We start from the raw sequence: 19,260 nt of genomic DNA, 5'->3' as shown, positions 1-19,260 counted from the left end.
CGATTACCCATACTGTCTTCGGTTTGCAGCCTTGTATTGCTTTGGGGTTATTTCACGATATCTTCAATATTGAAAATCAAACCAATATGCAGCGGTGAGGCCGTCTGAAAATGCCGTTTGCCCTTGATAGCGGCGGCGGAAACAACGTAAAATAGCCGCTTATCCCAAACCCAAACAAAGACCTACGCGCGTGAATCAGCTTATTTTGGATTTTGACACCCACGACTACCCGAGTTTCGATAAATTTTTGGGAACGTCCAATGCCGAACTGGTGTATGTGCTGCAGCGGCAGTACAGCCAGTTTCTCTATGTTTGGGGCGAAGAGGGTTCGGGCAAAAGCCATCTGCTGCAGGCGTGGGTGGCGCAGGCGCTGGACGCAGGCAAAGCGGCGGTGTATGTCGATGCTGCTGCGATGCCGTTTACCGAAGCCGCATTTGATGCCGAATACATTGCCATCGACCAAGTTGAGCGGCTCGATCATGAAGAACAGGCGCTGCTGTTTGCCATTTTCAACCGCTTCCGCAACAGCGGCAAAGGCTGCTTGCTGCTCAGTTCCGAATTTACCCCGCAGCAGCTGATTATCCGTGAAGATTTGCGCACCCGCATGGCGTATTGTCTGGTGTATGAAGTCAAGCCGCTGACCGATCAGGAAAAAATTGATGCGCTGGTCAGCATGGCGGCAGCCAAACAAGTCGGTATTGATGCCGAAATCTTCGAATATCTGCTCAAACACTGGCGGCGGGATATGGACAGCTTGGTCAAAATGCTCGATACCCTTGACGACTATGCCGTGATGATCGGCAAACGCATGACCTTGCCGCTCTTGCGCCAGCTTTTGAAACAACAGGAAACCGCATGAAAAACCTAGCTATTTTCGATTTGGACAATACCCTGATCAATACCGATTCCGACCACTCATGGCCGCAATATCTGATGAAAAAAGGTTTGGTCGATGTTGCCTACACTGAAGCGCAAAATGAAAAATTCTATCGGGATTACCAAAACGGCTGCTTGAACATCGATGAATTTCTCAAATTCCATTTAGCGCCGCTCACCCGTTACAGCATGGAAGAGCTGGCGGATATGCACCAAGAATTTATGGCGGAATTTATCACCCCGCACATTATGCCCATGCAGCAAATGCTGGTAGAGAGCCACCGTAACGCAGGTGATGAATTGCTGGTGATTTCGTCCACCAACGAATTTATCATCACCCCGATTTGCCGCTTTTTCGGCATTGACAACGTGATTGGTACGCAGTTGGAAATCGGTGCCGACAACCGCTATACCGGCAACTATATCGGCACACCGAGCCTGAAAGAGGGCAAAATTACCCGCTTAAACGAATGGCTGGCAGCCAGAGGCGAAACCTTGGCAAGCTATGAAAAAGTCTATTTTTACAGCGATTCCAAAAACGATTTACCGCTGCTGTGCCATGTTAATGAACCGGTTGCCGTCAATCCCGATGCGGAATTAGAAAAAGAGGCATTAGCAAAAGGCTGGCCGGTATTGAATTTCAAATAAATAAGGCCGTCTGAAAACAGGCGTTTCCTATTTTCAGACGGCATGAGTTTGGCTGTGATTTTTTAGATTAATTCGCCATAGTGAATTAACAACCGGAAAAAGAGAACGGGGCATAGGTTGGTCTGGCCTCAACATACTAAATTACCTTGAAACAAAGGTTCTGTTGGGTTACGCTCGTACCTCGCTAACCACAACTTACGCACGGCGTTGTAACACTTTTTCAGTTAATTCACGATATAAATAATACCAAAGGCCGTCTGAAAATCTACTTTTCAGACGGCCTTTGTTACTGAAAATATGCAATCAAATCAAACTCTTTGAGTGGTCAGCGGCGCAGTCAGTTTTTGCCACTGGCTGCTTTCATAGTTTAAAGCATCATCAATCAGCGGGTGCTGCTTGAGCCATTCGGCACTGATTTTCAGGGTAAAACCTTTGCCCGATTCGTGGCGCAACTGTGTTTGTTCGGGCAGCGCCAGCGGCAGGCGGGCCCGGCAGAACAGGGCGGCGAGACGCAGCGATAAAACGGCGTACCACAAGATATCGTTGTTGCCGATGATGTCGTTCATTTTTTTGGTGTCGCCCCGATGACCCAAGACCAAATGTGCCAGCGTGGTTTGTTCCTTGCGGGAAAAGCCCGGCATATCGGCGTTTTCCAAAATATAGGCTGAATGTTTGTGGTAGCCGGTGTGGGCGATGTCCACGCCGATTTCGTGCAGCCGTGCCGCCCAGTTGATTAATTGCTTCCATTTATTGGCTTCCTGAACCGGCACTTTGCGTGCCAGACACAGGCTTTCCATAAAGATTTGGGCAGTGTTGGCGACACGTTCCGCCTGATTGGTGCTGACGTGGTAGCGTTTTTGAAATTCGGCAACGGTCTGATCCCGCATGTCTTCGTTGAGATTGCGGCCGATTAAGTCGTAAAATACACCGTCCCGCAGGGCGGCTTCGGTTACCATCATTTTTTTGATGCCGAGTTCTTCAAATGCCGCCATCATCACCGCCAAACCGCCGGCAAATACTTCGATACGTTCGGCTTTCAGGTCGGTAAATTTGGCTTTTTTAACCGAACCGGCATCGATAATCCGTTCCGCCAGTTTTTTCATGCCGTCTAAAGTGATGTCGGCATCTTGCGGATACTCGGCGGCCAAAACGTCCCGAATCGATTTTGCCGAACCGGAGGTGCCGACCGCCAAATCCCAACCGGCTTCTTTCATCTGTTTGGCAATGCGCTGGATTTCGTTGCGGGCGGCGGATACGGCGGCGCTGAAGTCTTTGTTGCCGATTTTGTTTTGGAAAAAACGCATGCTGTAGGTTACGCAGCCCAGCGGCAGGCTTTCGGTGTGGCTGGGTTTCAGTTCCGAGCCGATGACAAATTCGGTCGAACCGCCGCCGATGTCGATTACCAGCATTTGTTCGCCTTTTGGCGGCAGGGTGTGGACCACGCCGGTGTAAATCAGACGGGCTTCTTCCCGACCGGCAATCACGTCAATCGGAAAGCCCAGCGCTGCTTCGGCTTTGGGGATAAACTGGGCGATGTTTTTTGCCACACGGAACGTGTTGGTGGCGACCACCCGTACTTGTTCGGGGTGAAAACCGTGCAGTCTTTCGCCGAAACGGGCGAGGCATTCGATGGCACGAAGCTGTGATTCTTCGCTGAGGATTTTCTGTTCGTCCAAACCGGCGGCGAAACGCACCATTTGTTTGAACGAGTCGATAACTTTTAATTGCCCGTTGTTGTTTTCGCAAATCTGCAGGCGGAAACTGTTTGAACCCAAATCAACGGAAGCCAAAACGTTGGCGGGACGTGTTGTCATAATCAAAACCGGAATCGTCAAAAAATAAATGTTATCTTACTATGTTGCGGGAAGCGCCGCATCAAGAAAATGTGTTGATTATAGTGCATTTGCTTTAAAACCGAGGCCGTCTGAAAATGGGAAAATCCGTTATGTTGCCGAAACCATCCGCTCCGAAACAACCCGAACGCCGATTGCTGCTGGCGGCCTGTGCCTGTCTGCTGTTGCCGAAAACCGTTGCTGCGGCGCAACGAGAGGAAACGCTGGCGGACGATGTGGCTTCGTTGATGAGAAGTTCGATAGACAATATCAATCCGGCGAGGCTGGTGTTTGACGATGAGGCGGAAGGCCGCCGCTGGTTGGCGGAAATGTCGGCGAGGCTGGCGCATTTTGTGCCGGACGAGGGCGAACGTATCCGCCTTTTGACCCATGCTCAATACGAGTCGGCACGGGCGGGTTTGGATACGCAGATGGTGTTGGGCTTGATTGAGGTGGAAAGTCGCTTTCGGCAATATGCGATCAGTCCGGTCGGGGCAAAGGGCTTGATGCAGGTGATGCCGTTTTGGCAGCGGTATATCGGCCGACCGTCGCACAATCTGTTTGATGTCCGTACCAATCTGCGTTACGGCTGCACCATTTTGCGGCATTACCGCAACATCGAAAACGGCAATCTGATACGGGCGTTGGCACGCTACAACGGCAGCTTGGGCAGCAATCAGTATCCGAATGCGGTGTTGTCGGCGTGGCGCAGGCGTTGGCAGTGGCCGGCGTAAGCTCAGAAAGCCGCACCGAAGCGCAGCGAATCCTGTATAATTGCGACTATCACTGACTTTGAATTTCAGACGGCCTGTTTGAGCCATAGTAACCAATTTATCCGTCGCCTTGTCCTGATTTAAATTTGTTACCGGCTATCTATCATCAGGCCGTCTGAAAAACCGTTTATGGCAAAAAATAACCGCATACAGATGTTTCCGCACGAATGGCGTGCCAGTACCACTTTATCGGGCGTATATGCCCTGCGTATGCTCGGCATGTTTTTGGTGTTGCCGGTATTGGCAGTTTATGCCACCGGTTTGCCCGGGGCGGAAAACAATAAGGCGCTGATCGGTTTGGCAATGGGCGTGTACGGCTTGACGCAGGCGCTGCTGCAGTTGCCGCTGGGCATGGCTTCCGACAGATTCGGCCGCAAAAAAGTGATTTATTTCGGGCTGATTGTGTTTGCCGCAGGCAGCTTTTTAGCCGCCGCCGCTGATTCTCTGGCCATGCTGGTGATTGCCCGTGCCTTGCAGGGTGCGGGGGCAGTGAGTGCGGCGGTTACTGCGTTGCTGGCGGATTTGACCCGCAACGAAGTGCGTACCCGGGCCATGTCGATGATTGGTTTGAGTATCGGGCTGACTTTTTCCGTTAGTTTGGTGGCAGCACCGGTGATGGCGGATTGGATTGGCGTAAATGGATTGTTTGCCCTGACCGGCGTATTGACCTTAATCAGCATTGCCGTGGTTGCATGGCTGACCCCGAATCCGCAAGATTCCAAACTGCATGAAGATGCGCAGGCGCAACCGGCACGGATGCGGGAAGTGTTGAAAGACCGCCAACTGCTGCGTTTAGATTTGGGCATTTTTATCCTGCACGCTTCACAAATGGCACTGTTTACCGCCTTGCCGTTTGCCATGAACCAGCTCGGTTTGGAAAAAATCCAACATTGGAAAGTCTATTTGCCCGCCACCATTACCGGTTTGGTGGTGATGGTGCCGCTGATTATCATCGGCGAAACCCGCAATAAATTGAAACAGGTGTTTGTGTCCGGCATTGTCTGCATTGCTCTGGCACAAATCGGGCTGCTGTTCGGGCTGGATTCGGTGTGGCTGATTACCGCTTATTTAACGGTGTATTTTATCGGTTTCAACGTTTTGGAAGCCAGCTTGCCGTCTATGGTGTCGAAAATCGCCCCGTCCGACTTGAAAGGTACGGCCATGGGCGTGTATAACACCATGCAGTCGGTCGGGCTGTTTGCCGGCGGTATCTGCGGCGGCATATTGTTCCAGCATTACGGATTTAACGGCGTTTTTGCCTTTTGCAGCAGTTTGATGCTGCTGTGGCTGATCGTTGCCGTGTGCGCACCGGCCCCCAAACCGGTGAAAAACCTGATGTATCCCGTGCCGCCGCAGTGGGCGGGGCGTGCGGACGCATTATATCGGGCCTTGTCGGCGGTTGCAGGCATAGAAAGCATTGCCTTCAGCCAAGACAGGCAGACTGTGTATATCAAGGCGCTGCAAAAAGGATTCGACCTCGCCGCCGCCGAAAAAATCATTTCAGGAGATTGATGATGTCAGTAAACAAAGTAATCCTAATCGGCCGCTTGGGGCGTGATCCGGAAGTGCGCTATATGCCCAACGGCGAAGCCGTGTGCAACTTTAGCGTTGCCACCAGCGAAACATGGAACGACCGCAACGGCCAGCGTCAGGAACGCACCGAATGGCACAACATTACCATGTACCGCCGCTTGGCAGAAATTGCCGGACAATATCTGAAAAAAGGCAGCCAAGTTTACCTCGAAGGCCGTATCCAAAGCCGCAAATACCAAGGTAAAGACGGTATCGAACGCACCGCCTACGACATCATCGCCGCTGAAATGAAAATGCTCGGCGGCCGCAACGACAGCGGCAGCAGCACCAACTACGACGACGGTTACGACCACGGCGGCTACCAGCAAAACCAAGGCTCATACCAAAATCAAGCGCCGCAGCAAAATTACGGCAACCAAGCCGCCCAATCCTACTCCGCCGAACCGCCCGCCGCACCTGCGCGCCGCGTACCGCAGGCAGCACCTGCTGCACCGGTGGAAGACATTGACGACGATATTCCGTTCTGATCAGGTTGGGAAAAATGATGTTCATGCCGTATTCAGTCTTTTCAATGAAAGGCTGAATACGGTATTTGTTTGGGTGCATTTCATTGTTCGGGATACACAACAGGCCGTCTGAAAACGGGGTTCTGCGTTGCGGCAAAACCTGTTTTCAGACGGCCTGTTTCCGTCAAATCATGTAGTTAGGGCAGCAGTTGCGGCGCTGCGCCTTTTTCGACAACGTCTTGGGTTACCAACACTTTGTTTACATCTTGCAAATCAGGCAGTTGGTACATGGTATCCAGCAGGCTGCGTTCGACGATGGAGCGCAGGCCGCGGGCGCCGGTTTTGCGTTCCAAGGCTTGTTTGGCAATCGAACGCAGAGCATCTTGTTCGACTTCCAGCTCTACGTCTTCCATGGCAAACAGGGCTTGGTATTGCTTGATTAAGGCGTTTTTCGGTTCGGTCAGAATATTGACTAAGGCATCTTCGTCCAATTCCGCCAAGGTGGCAATCACCGGCAGGCGGCCGATGAGTTCGGGAATCAGGCCGAATTTGATTAAGTCTTCCGGCTCGACGCTTTCAAAGAGTTCGGAAATATCGGAATTTTCGTCTTTGCTGTGTACCGATGCGCCGAAGCCGATACCGCCTTTTTCAGTACGCTGGCGGATAACTTTTTCCAAACCGGCAAATGCGCCGCCGCAGATAAAGAGGATATTGGTGGTATCGACGTTGATAAATTCCTGATTCGGATTGCGGCGGCCGCCTTGAGGTGGAACGCTGGCAACCGTGCCTTCAATCAGTTTCAGCAGCGCCTGTTGCACGCCTTCGCCGGACACATCCCGAGTGATGGACGGATTGTCGCTTTTACGGGAGATTTTGTCGATTTCGTCAATATAGACAATACCCCGTTGGGCTTTTTCGACATCAAAATCGCATTTGCCCAAAAGTTTGGTGATGATTTGTTCGACATCTTCGCCGACATAGCCCGCTTCGGTCAGGGTGGTGGCATCGGCCATCACAAACGGCACGTCCAGCTTGCGTGCCAATGATTGCGCCAGTAAGGTTTTGCCCGAACCGGTCGGGCCGATCAGCAGAATATTGGATTTGGAAAGCTCGACTGTGCCGTCTGCTTTCGGGTGGCGCAGGCGTTTGTAGTGGTTGTACACGGCAACCGCCAAGGCTTTTTTGGCCTGTTCTTGGCCGATAACGTGATCGTTGAGGTTGGCAACGATTTCAGACGGCGTCGGCAGTTTGGCAGACAAACCTTCATTGCCGCTTTCGGAAAGCGGTTGTTCATCATCGTCGGCACTTTGCAGGATGGTGCCGCAGGTTTCGATACATTCGTTGCAGATAAAGGCATTTTCGCCTTCAATCAGGTTTTGTACTTCGTGTTCGGATTTGCCGCAAAACGAGCAGTGGCGTTTTTCTTCTGACATAATGGCTGAATTCTTTTGAATAGGGGGATAAAAGGGCGGCGGCAGAGCGCAGCGCCGACAAAATCGGTTTAGTATAATGACTATTGGCCGGTTTATCAAATTTCCGCACCAAGTGTTGCAATCGTGGCGGAAAAAACGGTTTGAAGCGGCGAAAGTTGCAAACAAACGCAAAATTGCCGTTTTCGGCTTTACATTTCAGGCAAATGCTTCCAAAATTAAGCGTTTAAAGTTTCGGATACAGTGAAATAAGCAATGCCGCATGGCTTTGCCGTTTGTTTCACTATCGGCAAAACGCTGCGGCGCAGGCTGCGGATTTGCCGTTGAGCCGCCGTTTTATGAATCATAGAAACGGTGTATTTTCAGATATTTGGAATAGATTACATGATGTTTTTGAATAAATTGGGCAGAAAATTGGGTTGTGTTTGTTTGGGCGGTATGCTGGCGGTGTCGCCGGTTGCAGCCTTGGCAGACAACAATATTGATGTGCTGGGTCAGTTTTTGGAACAGAATTTCCCGACCCAGCAAGACCCTTTGGCCATTTTGAACAACAGCAATGCTCAGGCGGATTTTGTCGAAGCGCAGGCAGCGATTGCCGGCCCGCTGCTCTCTTCGCAGTCGGCGCTGATTGTGAATAACAAAACCGGCGAAGTTCTGTATCAGAAAAACGCCAACCGTGTGATGCCGATTGCCTCGATTTCCAAACTGATGAGCGCCATGGTTACGCTGGATGCCGGTTTGGATATGAACGAGTTGGTAACGATTACCCCCGACGAAATCGACCGCCTGAAAGGCACGGGCAGCCGCCTGTCTATCGGCACCACGCTGACCCGGGGCGAGTTGCTGCATCTGAGCCTGATGAGCAGCGAAAACCGTGCCACCCATGCCTTGGGCCGCACTTATCCGGGCGGTATGTCGGCATTTGTGGCAGCGATGAATGCCAAGGCACAAAGTCTGGGCATGTATAACAGCCGCTTTTACGAACCGACCGGCTTGGACTTCCGCAATGTTTCCACTGCCCACGATTTGAACCGCATGGTTCAGGCGGCGAGCAATTATGCGAAAATCCGCAGCAATTCGACTTCAAATTACGGACAAGTCTATACTTCCGCCGGTAAAAAACAGGTTTACAAAAACTCCAATGCGCTGGTGCGCGAAGGCTCGTGGAACATCGAATTGCAAAAAACCGGCTATATCCGGGAAGCAGGGCGCTCGATGGTGGTGAAAGCCAAAGTGCAGAACCAGCCGATTACCATCGTATTGCTGAACTCGCCGACCTCAACCACCCGTGTCAACGATGCCCGCCGCATCGAATCTTGGATGTTGCAGAAACAGTCGTAACGGCAGAGAGGCCGTCTGAAAATTGATGTGGGCAAAAACTGCTTGGCTCATTTTTCAGACGGCCTTTGTTTGGATGAGCGTGGAATCATTTCAAAGCAATATAAGGCGGAGAGCCGCAGCCAACGCCGTAGGGTTTTGAGATAATTTCACAATCAATGCGTTATCGGGCCGATTCTGATATTTGAATCGGCCGCATTTTTTGATGGAAACATAACATTGAACACACGCAAACAGAATACGCTTCTTCTTTTATGTTCAACCATATCCCTCTTGGCGGGCTGTACCGCCGTGGCCGATTTGGCGGGCTACAACTCCGCCACCCTCAACGAACAATCCGCCAAGCAATACACCGCCATTTTGAATCAGGCGCAGAGCAGGCGGGTGCTGGATGTATCATCGCTGACCGCCCGACGCATTCAGAAAGTGTTTAACCGATTGGTGCCGTATGCCGACCAAGCCAACCGCACGCCGGTGCGCTTCAACTGGCAGATGAACGTTATCCGCAGCGACGAAATGAACGCATGGGCCATGCCGGGCGGCAAAATGGCGATGTACACCGGTATGGTCGAACGTTTGCAGATGACTGATGACGAAATCGCCGCCGTTATCGGCCACGAAATGACCCACGCCCTGTTGGAACACAGCAAACAGGCTTTGGGCGGACAGGTTTTGGCCGGAATCGGCGGCTCGATTTTAGCGGGCGCAACCGGTGTGGACGGCGGCTTGGTCGGTTTGGGTACGGATTTGCTGGCACACAAACCGTTTTCCCGCCATCAGGAAAGCGAAGCCGATGCCGGCGGCGTGCTGCTGATGGCAAGGGCAGGCTACAACCCGCAGGCGGCCATCAGCGTGTGGGAAAAAATGAATCGGGTACAGGGCAGCGACGGCGGTTTGGCGATTTTGTCCACCCACCCGACCAATCAGACACGGATAAACGCCATCCGCAAAATGTTGCCGCAAGTGATGCCGCTGTATGAACGCAGCAGGGCTTTGGGGCGGTGATATAGTGAATTTACTTTAAAATAACACAGTGTCGGCTCGCCTAGCCGTATTATTTATATGGTCTTCGGCTCGCCGCATTGTCCTCTTTTCTTTTAAAGTGAATTCACGATATTTGAAAATCGTACGGTTTCTTAAGTAGATTTACGATATTTCACGGCAACAGGCCGTCTGAAAATGCAATAGAGCGGTTTTCAGACGGCCTGTGGTGTATCGAAATGACGGATTACATCTGAATCGAACCGTCCACGGTAATGCTGATTTCTTCCGTACCCGGAGTCGGATTGTCGATTTCCCCGCCATCGGCAGAAGCGGCCAGCGGCACGGCTCGGACGGATTTGAAGGCGGCGGCGCTTTCGTATTGCACCGGCTGGCTGCCGATATGGCCTAAGTTGAGTTTGACGATTTTATAGCTGCTGTGGCCCAAAGTCTGCGCTAGCGTTTGCGCACGGTCTTTGAAACGCAGAATGGCGGCTTTGCTTACTTCGTCAATCACCGATTCACGTTTTTGTTTGGACACGCTGAACGAAGTGTATTGCAGGTTGGCATCGCTTTGCGCAGCGGCAATCAGGCGGTTGAGTGCATTGAAATCTTTGCTTTCCACTTTAAATTCAGCGACTTCTTCCCAGCCGGTTTGGGTACGTTTGCCGTTGCTGTATTGATAACGGGGCGTAGCGTGGCGGCTGATTAATTCGCTTTTAAACGGGCTGTTTTGCGCTTTTTTGCTGAAACTGTTGAACTTTTTGGTGAATTCGCTATTCACTGCTTCACGGTCTTTGCCTTCGGCACGCACTTGGAAACGGGCGGTCATGGTGTCCCGTGCCACTTCGATATTGGCGCTTTCGGAAAATTCGACCACATTGTAATTCAGCGGCTCGGCAACGGCGGGCAGGGCGGCGGCCAGCAGGCAGGCGGTTACGGCGTGTTTCAACATAAAAAAATCCTTTTGGATAATCATTAAACAGAAATTACTGTAGCATAATTTTGTGTAAAAAATATCATGCCGTCTGAAAAAATGCGGTTAATCCGCTTTTCAGACGGCATGATATGGTCAAACAGCGCAATGGTTCAGCCGAAAAAGCCCATTTTAACCTGAATCAGTTTTTCCAATTCACGCAGAATGCGGCGGCGGGAGACGAAGAAAATCACATGGTCGCCGTCTTGCAGCACGGTTTCGGTATGATGCCCCATAATCACCTCGTTTTCCCGAACCAGTGCGGCAAAGTGGCAACCGGCGGGCCATTGGACATCCATAATCCGCCTACCGACAATGGCGGAAGTGTGTTTGTCGCCGTGGACAATCACTTCGATGGCTTCCGCCGTACCCCGCCGCAGCGGATGGACGGCGACCACATCGCCCCGGCGGATATGGGCGAGAATCGAGCCGATGGTAATCAGGTGCGGCGACACGACGATGTCGATTTTGTTGCCTTCGAGCAAATCGACGTAGCTGGAACGATTGACGATGGTAATCACCCGTTTGGCACCGAGGTTTTTTGCCAGCAGGCTGGACATGATGTTGTTTTCATCATCGTTGGTGAGGGCGCAGTAAACGTCGATTTCGTCGATATATTCTTCGTTGAGCAGCGATTCATCGGTTGCCGAGCCTTGCAGCACCAGCGTGTTATCGAGGTTTTCCGCCAACCATTCTGCACGGCTGGATTTGAATTCGATGATTTTGATGTCGTATTGCGTTTCCAGACGTTTGGCCAAACGGTAGCCGATGTTGCCGCCGCCGGCAATCATAATGCGGCGGGTACGCTGTTCTTTGGGACGCAGTTCGCGCATGATAATCGGCACGTCGGCGGTGCTGGCGACAAAGCAGACTTCGTCGCCTTCGATGATAACGGTTTGCGGCGAGGGAACAATCAGGCGGTTGTTGCGGTAGATGGCGCAGATTTGACAGTCGGCATCTTCGGGCAAGTGGCGGATAATGTGGGAAATTTCCTGATTGACCAGCAAACCGCCCTGACGTGCCTGCACGATAATCATGCGCACACGGTCGTCGGCAAAACTCAATACCTGCAGGGCGCTGGTGTAGCTCAATAATCCGGCGAGCTGCTCGGTTACCAACTGCTCGGGACTGATGGTTTCGGTAAGGTTGAAAATGCTCAGGGTGTTGTCGGCTTCTTCACGGTCGGGAAGCAGGTATTCGAGGTATTCGGACGAACGCACCCGGGCAATGCGGGCGGGAATGTTGAACAGGTCGGCGGCGATTTTGCAGGCAACGATATTGGTTTCGTCGCTGCGGGTCAGCGCCAGCAATAAATCGGCATCGGCTGCGCCCGCCTGCTCCAATACAAACGGCGAAGCACCGTTGCCGTGTATGGTCTGCACATCGAGATGGCTGCCCAGATGGTGCAGCGCTTTTTCGTCAATATCGATGATGGTTACGTCGTTGCTTGGTAGGGTGGCGAGGTTTTGCGCAATGGTCGAACCGACTTGGCCACTGCCCAGAATCAGAATTTTCACGGTAATCGGAATGGGGAAATGGGAATGCCGTGATTATAGCAGAAAGGCCGTCTGAAAATGCGTTTTGCCTAACGGCAAAGCATTTTTCAGACGGCCTCTTGATATGGGTTGCAGATGGACAGTGTTACCAATAACCCAATACTTTCCACCACAACACGCCGATGGTGCCGAATACCAGCAGTTCGAGTATGCTCATGGCAAAACCGGCTTTCCACCATTCGCCCATGCCGACATAGTTTGAGCCGTAAATCACGGGCGAAGAGCCGGAGGCGTAATGGGTCAGCGACATCATAATGCCGGAAGCGGCGGCCATAATCAGGGCAAACAGCATCGGCGGCGCGCCCAAGGCAATGCCTGCGCCGTAGAATGCGCCGAACATGGCGGTAACGTGTGCCGTGCCGCTGGCAAACACATAGTGCGAATAGAGATACGCCAGCACCAGCAGGGCGCAGCCGCTAATCCAGTTCAAGCCGAGATGGGCAATGCCGCTTTGCATGGCATCCGACAGCCAGGTAATCAGCCCCAGTTTGTTTAAAAAGTTTGCCATCATCACCAAGGCGGCAAACCACACGATGGTGTCCCATGCGCCTTTTTCTTTCAGCGCATCTTCCCAAGTCAGCACGCCGGTGAGCAGGCACAGGCTCAGACCGAGGAAAGTGGTGGCAGTGGCATCGATTTTGATGCCGAACAGCATATCCGGTACACCCGCCCACAGCAGCAGCAAAATCAGAAAAATGCCGAGCATGATTTTTTCATCACGCTTCATCGCACCCATTTCCTGCAGTTTGGACTTGGCAAAAGTGGTGGCATCGGGCGTGTGCTTGATTTCGGGCGGATACATAAAATACAGCGCCAGCGGCATCAGCAGCATGGCAATCAGGCCGGGAACAACCATCGCCGCAAACCAAGTTCCCCAGCTCAGATGAATTTCGGAATCGGTGGCTTTGGCAACCAAATCGACCACCAGCGGATTGGGTGCGGTAGCGGTTACGAAAATGCAGCAGGTGATGATGTTGGCGTGATAATTTACCAGCGCCAGATACTTGCCGATTTTGTTTTCCGTACCCTGTTCCGGATCAGAGCCGAAACTCAGGGCAATGGAACGCATAATCGGGTGAACAATGGCACCACCGCGCGCCGTATTGCTCGGCGTTACCGGCCCGATCAGCAAATCGGCAAATGCCAGACTGTAACCCACGCCCAGCGTACGTTTGCCGAATACCGAAATCAGCAGATAGCCGATGCGCATACCCAAACCGGTTTTCAGCAATCCCCGTGAAATCATAATGGCGATACCGATCATCCAAATCAGCGAATGATTGAGGCTGCTCAAAGCATCTTTTACCGCTTGGGCGGCGGGATTTTTTACCGGTTCGCCGTCAATCAGTTCGGGAACGGTTACGCCGGTCAGCGCCACCAGCGTAATCGCCAGCACCGCCATCGCCCCAATCGGCATGGCTTTGCCGATAATGCCGGCAATGATACCGACAAACAGCGCCAGCAAGTGCCACGCCTGCGGCGACACACCTTCCGGTACCGGAACGACAAACCAAATCAGCAGCGCCAGCAGCAGAGACACAGCCGCAGGAACAGGTTTGAAACCCATTTTAAACTCCTAATCGTATTGAATGTGAATGCGTAAAAATAAGCTGATTTTCAGACGGCATGGTCAAGGTTAAGGCCGTCTGAAAATCGGGTTCGGCTAGGGTGAGCCCACTTTAAAAGGATAACGGCATTGGCTTGTCTAGCCTTGCTATTCAGTGAACCCACTATATCCCGTTTCCGCCGGCAAGCCGTATTCTTCGGGGAAGGTGCGCAGCGAACTTTGCAAAACCGTAACCGCCCCATCAATCAGACCGCAGCGGCCGCTTCGGGGTAATAGTTGGCACAAACTTTGCAGGGCGCTCAAATCGTCGTCGGTGCCGATGCCGGTATCGACACGGTTGAGCAGGCGGGAAAGCTGGAACGTGCCGCCTTTGCACGGCGGGCATTGGCCGCAGGAATTGGCGGCGAAAAATTCCACATATTCCGCCACTTTGCGCACCACGCTCGTGCCTTCGGAAATCACAATCATCGCCCCCGTGCCGAGACTGGACTTGCGTTCGCGTACCGACACAAAATCCAGCGGCACATCCAAATCTTTGGCGGTTAAAAGCGTGTTTGACGGGCCGCCGGTAAACACGGCTTTAAAGGTGCGGCCTTCGAGCATTCCGCCGCCGTGGTCGAAAATCAGTGATTGTAGGGTGGTGCCCATCGGCAATTCGTACAACCCCGGATTTAATACATCGCCGGAGAGCGAATAAAGTTTTGTGCCGCAGGCATCGCCCAAGCCCAAATCCCGATACCACGCCGCACCTTTGGCGAGAATTTGCGGAATATTGGCAAAAGTTTCGGTGTTGTTGATTAAGGTCGGTTCACCGTTGACACCGCTTTCGGCGGGAAACGGCGGCTTGCGGCGGGGAAACGGAAAACCGCCTTCCAGCCACGAAATCACCGCCGTTTCTTCGCCGCCGATATAGCGGCCGGACGTTTCGACCAGTTGCAGTTCCAAAGGTTTGCCCAAATAGTTTTCGATGCGGATAAACAGATCGCTGTGTTGCCACTGCTCGATAGCGGGTTTGAGGGCGGCAACCGATTCGGTTTGGTGCGGATTGACATACAGCACCGCTTTGTTGGCACGACAGGCAACGGCGGCAATCAACACGCCTTCGATCACTTGGTGCGGCGTTTTTTCCAGCAGCACACGGTCTTTAAACGTACCCGGCTCGTCTTCGTTGGCATTGCAGACCACATATTTGTCGCCGTGTCTGCTCTCGGCGGCAACGGCGGCCTCCCATTTGCGCCAAGTCGGGAAACCGGCACCGCCCATGCCGCAGAGACCGGCATCCTGCAGTTTGGCAACAATGTTTTCAGGTTCGGCAAGCGCCGCCAGCAGGCCTTCGCCTCCGCCGACTTTGCGCCATGCCGCCAAGTCGGCACCGACCATACGGGACGGGTGCAATAAATTTTGATTGGCTTGATTCATGATTGCTGCTCCTGCAAACCGGCGTGTTCTCGTAAATCGAATTTGCCGTAGTTCGGATATAAAACGGGGGCTTTAACTTCGGAAACCAGTCCGGCACGGGTCATTTCCCGCTGCAGATTGTGGACGTGTCCGACTCCGCCGCGTACTTTTTTCAGCGGCAGCCCCGAAGTGGCCGCCGCCGCACCGGCCCGGCGGCCGAAGCTGATGATGTCGAGCAGGGCATTGCCCATCAGACGGTTGCGGCCGTGAATGCCGCCAGTAACTTCTCCGGCGCAATACAAACCTTCCACGCAGCTTTCGCCGTTGCCGTCGATTTCGATACCGCCGTTTTGATAGTGCAGCGTCGGATGAATCATGACCGGTTCTTCAGCCGGATTAACGCCGCATTTGTGGGCAATATGGCCCAAAGTGACCAAACGGTTCAACACATCGGGATCACCGGCAATCAGGCGGGGCGTATCGAGGAAAACGCCGACCTGACCGTCCCACACCACGCCCCGGCCTTCCCGGCACTCCCGCAAAATGGCAGCGGCAACCACATCCCGGGGCAGCAGTTCATCGACAAAACGTTCGCCCAAGCCATTAACCAGCTTGGTGCCGGCCGAGCGTACTGCTTCGGAAATCAGCGCACCCGCCAAATGCGGCGGGTGGGCAACGCCGGTGGGGTGGTATTGGAAGGAATCCATGTCTTTGAGTTTGGCACCGATACGGTAGGCCATGACCAAACCGTCGGCAGTCGCACCGTAGTGGTTGGAGGTGGCGAACCCCTGCAAATGCAGGCGGCCGCTTCCGCCGGTGGCCAATACCACCGATTTGGCGTGTACCAAAATCAGACGGCGTTTTTCCAAATCGTACAAAATCGCCCCCACGCAGCGGCCGTGTTCGTCCGACAGCAATTCAATGGCGGGGTGGCGGTTGAGCTGGGTGATGTTTTCGTCCAATTCCACCGCTTCACGCAAGACCCGCATCATTTCCAAACCGGTAAAGTCCCGATAGCTCAAAATACGGGGAACGGTCGTACCGCCGGCGCGCTTGCGGCTCAGATGGCCATTGTTGTTTTCGCCTTTCGCCAAATCAAACGTCATGCCCAGCCCGATTAACCAGCGGATGGCGGCGGGGGCATCGGTTACCATTTGCGCCACCAAATGCTTGTTGGCGGCATGGTGTCCGCCTTTGAACGTGTCTTCAAAATGCTGCTGCAGGCTGTCGTCTGCGCCGATCGCCGCCTGAATGCCGCCTTCCGCCATAACGGTATTGCTGTCGCCGATCCGCAGCTTGTTGGCCATGATGACCCGTGCGCCGGCTTCGGTGGCGGATAAAGCCGCCGCTGCGCCCGCACCGCCGCCGCCGATAACCAATACATCGGTATTGAGGTGTTCGGCACCCGACAAATCGTAATCGTTGATTAAAGGTTGGCTGATTAACAGTTTTGCCAATTCAGGATGGCAGTAGTCGCCCGCATTCGGGCCGATGGGCAGTTTGATGCGTGCGCCGTCCTGATAGTCGGGGTGGAAACGGCGCAGCAGCTCGTCTTGCGGCGGCAGGTCTTCTCGCATCGTCAGGTCGGACGAACGCAGATTGGCCAGTGCCGTCTGATAATCAATACCGGTAATGTGTTCGCTCATGATGCAAGTTCCCCGTCAAATTCAACTTTCATTTTGCCGCTGTCGATTTCCCGCAAGCGGCGCATTAAATCCACCGGCCGCAGCGTGCGTGCTGCTTTCATGCGGCGGGCAAACAGGCCCAAATGGTTGGGGCGGATGTGCTCTGGGCAGGAAAGGGTGCAGAGATTGCACATCACGCATTGGTCGAAGGTGTCGGCAGCTGCACCGAAATCGCCCGCCACCACCTGCGCCACGCCGTTTTCTACTTCCAAACCTTTCGGACAGGCACGGTTGCAGCCGCCGCAATGGCGGCAGTGTTCTGCTTCGGGAAAGGCTTTTTGGGTGTCTTCCAGCCAGTTCCAGCCGTCGCCGATGGCAGTGATGTCGTAATATTGGATGTGTTCGGGGATAAAGTAGTCGATAAAGCTGACCTGCATACCTTGTTCGACTTTGGTTTCGCAGGCAAGCGCCGTGCGTACTTCACGTTCGCCTTCTTTGCGGATCATGCAGCGGCACGAACCGCACACGCCCTGACCCATGCAGCCGACGTTGGCTGTGATGGCATTGTCGGCATGGGCGTAGGCCTGAATGATGGAAGCATCGGGTGAAGCGTGGACTTCATGCCCGTTGATGGTCAGCGTCAGCAGAGAATTGCTCATGGTGGTTTGTTCCTGAGTTGGGATATTGTGATTTCACGATAAATAAAAACTTAGGCCATTTATTTGTATTTTTATTACATTTAAAACCGCAAACAGGAAGATATTTTGCCCGCGTAACGGATTATGTGCCTAATTTGTAGTTTTAGTACAAAATAATTCTAACAGAAAACTGCTGCAGTTTTTACCGTTGAAATGTTCTGTAAACTCTGGCTGAAAGATGAAGACAGGCCGTCTGAAAACCGTAGTTTTATTCAGTTAATAATTTGTTTTTAAATAATTAAATTTTGATTAAGATGAAAAGAAAAGTAAGCCGACAAATTAAAGAAAATATATTCTTATTTTGATTTTCAGACGGCCTTGCGGCTAGGTATCTGTATCTAATGGATAAAAAAAGCGGAATTGAAAAAGCGGATTTTTGTTATTAAATTTCAAAAAAATCGCTCAGACTTGATTTTAATCAAAAGGTAAGTGTAGAAAGATGACAGGTTCAGTCGATAGGGTTCACTTTGAAACAGTACGGCATTAGCCCGCCTTGTTCTCTTTTCGACAAAGTTTTGCAAAAAAAGCCGCAATCGGCAGCAGATTAAATTTATCCATTATGAAAAATTGAGTAGAATGGGGGCTGTAGCGTAAACTTCCGATGAAGTCCGGCTATCGCTGAAATGGTTATTGCGCCAACATTTTATTGTGCAGATGACGTATGATAGATACCGCTGCGGCAATAACGGATTTCGGCTTTTCCGCCGACCGTCTGCAAAAGAGGCCGTCTGAAAACGATGATTTTGAACAAACCGCAAGAGGAAACAACATGACGATGAACAGCAAACCGGCATTGGAAACGGCGTTGAACCACCGTTCTATCCGCAAATTTACCCAACAGCCCATCGAAGCCGAGGTTTTGCAGCAGGTATTGACGGCAGGGCAGATGGCTTCGACTTCCAGCTTTCTGCAAAGCGTCAGCGTGATTCGGGTAACCGATATGGAAAAACGCCGCCGACTGCGTGAAATTTGTGCCGGAAATGTGCCGAACGGCCATCATTATGTGGAAAACTGCGCCGAATTTCTGGTGTTTTGCATGGATAGCGCCCGCCATCACCATTATGCGCCCGAAGCGCAGACCGACTGGATTGAAGTTTTGCTGACCGGTGCGGTGGATACTGCCCTGTTTGCCCAAAATGTGCTGCTCACCGCCGAATCGCTCGGCTTGGGCGGCGTGTATATCGGCGGTATCCGCAACGATATTCAGGCGGTCAGCGAATTGCTGGCGATTCCGCCGCACGTCGTACCGGTGGTCGGCATGTGTCTGGGTTATCCCGACCATCACCCGAACCAGCGTCCCCGCTTGCCGCTGTCGGCCATTTTATCGGAAAACACGTATCAGCTTGCCGACGGGGAAACGCTGGCGGCGTATAATCAGACAGTGCATGAATACTACCAAACCCGCAAACTGGATTTGACCTGGCAGCAGCAGATTCAAAGCTCATTGTATGCCGAGCTGCGGCCGGAATTGTTGGCTTATCTACAAAAACAAGGTTTTGCAAAACGCTGAACCGACTTTCAAA

General features: G+C 52.6%; 16 protein-coding genes. 8 read left to right on the top strand and 8 right to left on the bottom strand.

The window, feature by feature from the left end; translation table 11 throughout:
* Positions 1-190 precede the first annotated feature (190 nt).
* Together hda and PJU73_RS04795 are read left to right on the top strand one after the other, a co-directional pair.
* Positions 191-859, top strand: coding sequence for a DnaA regulatory inactivator Hda (gene hda, locus PJU73_RS04800; protein WP_237090563.1), 669 nt, complete (start codon positions 191-193; stop codon positions 857-859).
* A complete protein-coding gene (locus tag PJU73_RS04795) occupies positions 856-1,524 on the top strand; it encodes a histidinol-phosphatase (protein ID WP_237090562.1) in 669 nt (222 codons plus the stop codon). Before hda ends, PJU73_RS04795 begins: the two co-directional genes overlap by 4 nt.
* 308 nt (positions 1,525-1,832) lie before the next feature.
* Here PJU73_RS04795 and ppx read toward each other — a convergent pair whose 3' ends face one another.
* Positions 1,833-3,338 (bottom strand): exopolyphosphatase, encoded by a 1,506-nt coding sequence (gene ppx, locus PJU73_RS04790; RefSeq protein ID WP_237090561.1) that lies wholly within the window; start codon positions 3,336-3,338, stop codon positions 1,833-1,835.
* 131 nt (positions 3,339-3,469) lie between these two features.
* On the opposite strand from ppx, the gene PJU73_RS04785 reads away from it, so the two are divergent.
* From PJU73_RS04785 to PJU73_RS04775, 3 genes are all read left to right on the top strand, one after another.
* A complete protein-coding gene (locus PJU73_RS04785) occupies positions 3,470-4,090 on the top strand; it encodes a lytic transglycosylase domain-containing protein (RefSeq protein ID WP_237090560.1) in 621 nt (206 codons plus the stop codon).
* A 168-nt stretch (positions 4,091-4,258) separates the two neighbouring features.
* Positions 4,259-5,641: an MFS transporter gene (locus PJU73_RS04780; RefSeq protein WP_237090559.1), complete on the top strand. Its 1,383-nt coding sequence runs from the start codon at positions 4,259-4,261 to the stop codon at positions 5,639-5,641.
* 2 nt (positions 5,642-5,643) lie between these two features.
* Positions 5,644-6,189, top strand: a complete 546-nt coding sequence (locus PJU73_RS04775) for a single-stranded DNA-binding protein (protein ID WP_237090658.1) — start codon at positions 5,644-5,646, stop codon at positions 6,187-6,189.
* Positions 6,190-6,365: 176 nt separating this feature from the next.
* Here the strand turns inward: PJU73_RS04775 and clpX are convergent, their stop codons facing one another.
* Positions 6,366-7,601, bottom strand: a complete 1,236-nt coding sequence (clpX, locus tag PJU73_RS04770) for an ATP-dependent Clp protease ATP-binding subunit ClpX (RefSeq protein WP_237090558.1) — start codon at positions 7,599-7,601, stop codon at positions 6,366-6,368.
* A gap of 435 nt (positions 7,602-8,036) precedes the next feature.
* On the opposite strand from clpX, the gene PJU73_RS04765 reads away from it, so the two are divergent.
* On the top strand, positions 8,037-8,939 hold the full coding sequence (locus PJU73_RS04765; RefSeq protein WP_371871478.1) for a D-alanyl-D-alanine carboxypeptidase family protein: 903 nt from the start codon (positions 8,037-8,039) through the stop codon (positions 8,937-8,939).
* 261 nt (positions 8,940-9,200) lie between these two features.
* Entirely contained in the window at positions 9,201-9,941 is a 741-nt protein-coding gene (locus tag PJU73_RS04760; RefSeq protein WP_237090657.1) for a M48 family metallopeptidase, read from the top strand.
* Positions 9,942-10,164: 223 nt separating this feature from the next.
* Here PJU73_RS04760 and PJU73_RS04755 read toward each other — a convergent pair whose 3' ends face one another.
* The 6 genes from PJU73_RS04755 to PJU73_RS04730 all read right to left on the bottom strand — a co-directional run bounded on the left by PJU73_RS04755 (position 10,165) and on the right by PJU73_RS04730 (position 17,698).
* Entirely contained in the window at positions 10,165-10,872 is a 708-nt protein-coding gene (locus PJU73_RS04755; RefSeq protein WP_237090556.1) for an SIMPL domain-containing protein, read from the bottom strand.
* Between the two features lie 134 nt (positions 10,873-11,006).
* Positions 11,007-12,410 carry a Trk system potassium transporter TrkA gene (gene trkA / locus PJU73_RS04750; protein ID WP_237090555.1) on the bottom strand — a complete coding sequence of 468 codons (1,404 nt, stop codon included), beginning with the start codon at positions 12,408-12,410 and terminating at the stop codon, positions 11,007-11,009.
* A gap of 124 nt (positions 12,411-12,534) precedes the next feature.
* Complete coding sequence (locus tag PJU73_RS04745) at positions 12,535-14,016, bottom strand: DASS family sodium-coupled anion symporter (protein WP_237090554.1); 1,482 nt, start codon at positions 14,014-14,016, stop codon at positions 12,535-12,537.
* Between the two features lie 147 nt (positions 14,017-14,163).
* A complete protein-coding gene (locus PJU73_RS04740; protein WP_237090553.1) occupies positions 14,164-15,435 on the bottom strand; it encodes a complex I 51 kDa subunit family protein in 1,272 nt (423 codons plus the stop codon).
* On the bottom strand, positions 15,432-17,060 hold the full coding sequence (locus PJU73_RS04735) for an FAD-binding protein (protein ID WP_237090552.1): 1,629 nt from the start codon (positions 17,058-17,060) through the stop codon (positions 15,432-15,434). Before PJU73_RS04735 ends, PJU73_RS04740 begins: the two co-directional genes overlap by 4 nt.
* Positions 17,057-17,698, bottom strand: coding sequence for a 2Fe-2S iron-sulfur cluster-binding protein (locus PJU73_RS04730; protein WP_237090551.1), 642 nt, complete (start codon positions 17,696-17,698; stop codon positions 17,057-17,059). Before PJU73_RS04730 ends, PJU73_RS04735 begins: the two co-directional genes overlap by 4 nt.
* 808 nt (positions 17,699-18,506) lie before the next feature.
* Here PJU73_RS04730 and nfsA point away from each other — a divergent pair.
* Positions 18,507-19,247, top strand: coding sequence for an oxygen-insensitive NADPH nitroreductase (gene nfsA / locus PJU73_RS04725; RefSeq protein WP_237090656.1), 741 nt, complete (start codon positions 18,507-18,509; stop codon positions 19,245-19,247).
* The last annotated feature ends 13 nt before the right edge of the window (positions 19,248-19,260 follow it).

The organism is Neisseria lisongii, from assembly GCF_028463985.1.
In the GTDB taxonomy this organism is placed as follows: Bacteria; Pseudomonadota; Gammaproteobacteria; order Burkholderiales; family Neisseriaceae; genus Neisseria; species Neisseria lisongii.
The sequence above is the reverse complement of the archived record's forward strand: the minus strand, read 5'-3'. Positions and strand labels throughout refer to the sequence as shown.

Excerpts from the sequence above, each read along its gene's own strand:
- ppx (WP_237090561.1), bottom strand. The coding sequence starts at position 3,338 with ATGACAACACGTCCCGCCAACGTTTTGGCTTCCGTTGATTTGGGTTCA.
- clpX (WP_237090558.1), bottom strand. The coding sequence starts at position 7,601 with ATGTCAGAAGAAAAACGCCACTGCTCGTTTTGCGGCAAATCCGAACAC.
- PJU73_RS04795 (WP_237090562.1), top strand. The coding sequence starts at position 856 with ATGAAAAACCTAGCTATTTTCGATTTGGACAATACCCTGATCAATACC.
- nfsA (WP_237090656.1), top strand. The coding sequence starts at position 18,507 with ATGACGATGAACAGCAAACCGGCATTGGAAACGGCGTTGAACCACCGT.
- PJU73_RS04775 (WP_237090658.1), top strand. The coding sequence starts at position 5,644 with ATGTCAGTAAACAAAGTAATCCTAATCGGCCGCTTGGGGCGTGATCCG.
- PJU73_RS04730 (WP_237090551.1), bottom strand. The coding sequence starts at position 17,698 with ATGAGCAATTCTCTGCTGACGCTGACCATCAACGGGCATGAAGTCCAC.
- PJU73_RS04745 (WP_237090554.1), bottom strand. The coding sequence starts at position 14,016 with ATGGGTTTCAAACCTGTTCCTGCGGCTGTGTCTCTGCTGCTGGCGCTG.
- PJU73_RS04740 (WP_237090553.1), bottom strand. The coding sequence starts at position 15,435 with ATGAATCAAGCCAATCAAAATTTATTGCACCCGTCCCGTATGGTCGGT.
- PJU73_RS04785 (WP_237090560.1), top strand. The coding sequence starts at position 3,470 with ATGTTGCCGAAACCATCCGCTCCGAAACAACCCGAACGCCGATTGCTG.
- PJU73_RS04755 (WP_237090556.1), bottom strand. The coding sequence starts at position 10,872 with ATGTTGAAACACGCCGTAACCGCCTGCCTGCTGGCCGCCGCCCTGCCC.
- PJU73_RS04765 (WP_371871478.1), top strand. The coding sequence starts at position 8,037 with ATGCTGGCGGTGTCGCCGGTTGCAGCCTTGGCAGACAACAATATTGAT.
- PJU73_RS04735 (WP_237090552.1), bottom strand. The coding sequence starts at position 17,060 with ATGAGCGAACACATTACCGGTATTGATTATCAGACGGCACTGGCCAAT.
- PJU73_RS04780 (WP_237090559.1), top strand. The coding sequence starts at position 4,259 with ATGGCAAAAAATAACCGCATACAGATGTTTCCGCACGAATGGCGTGCC.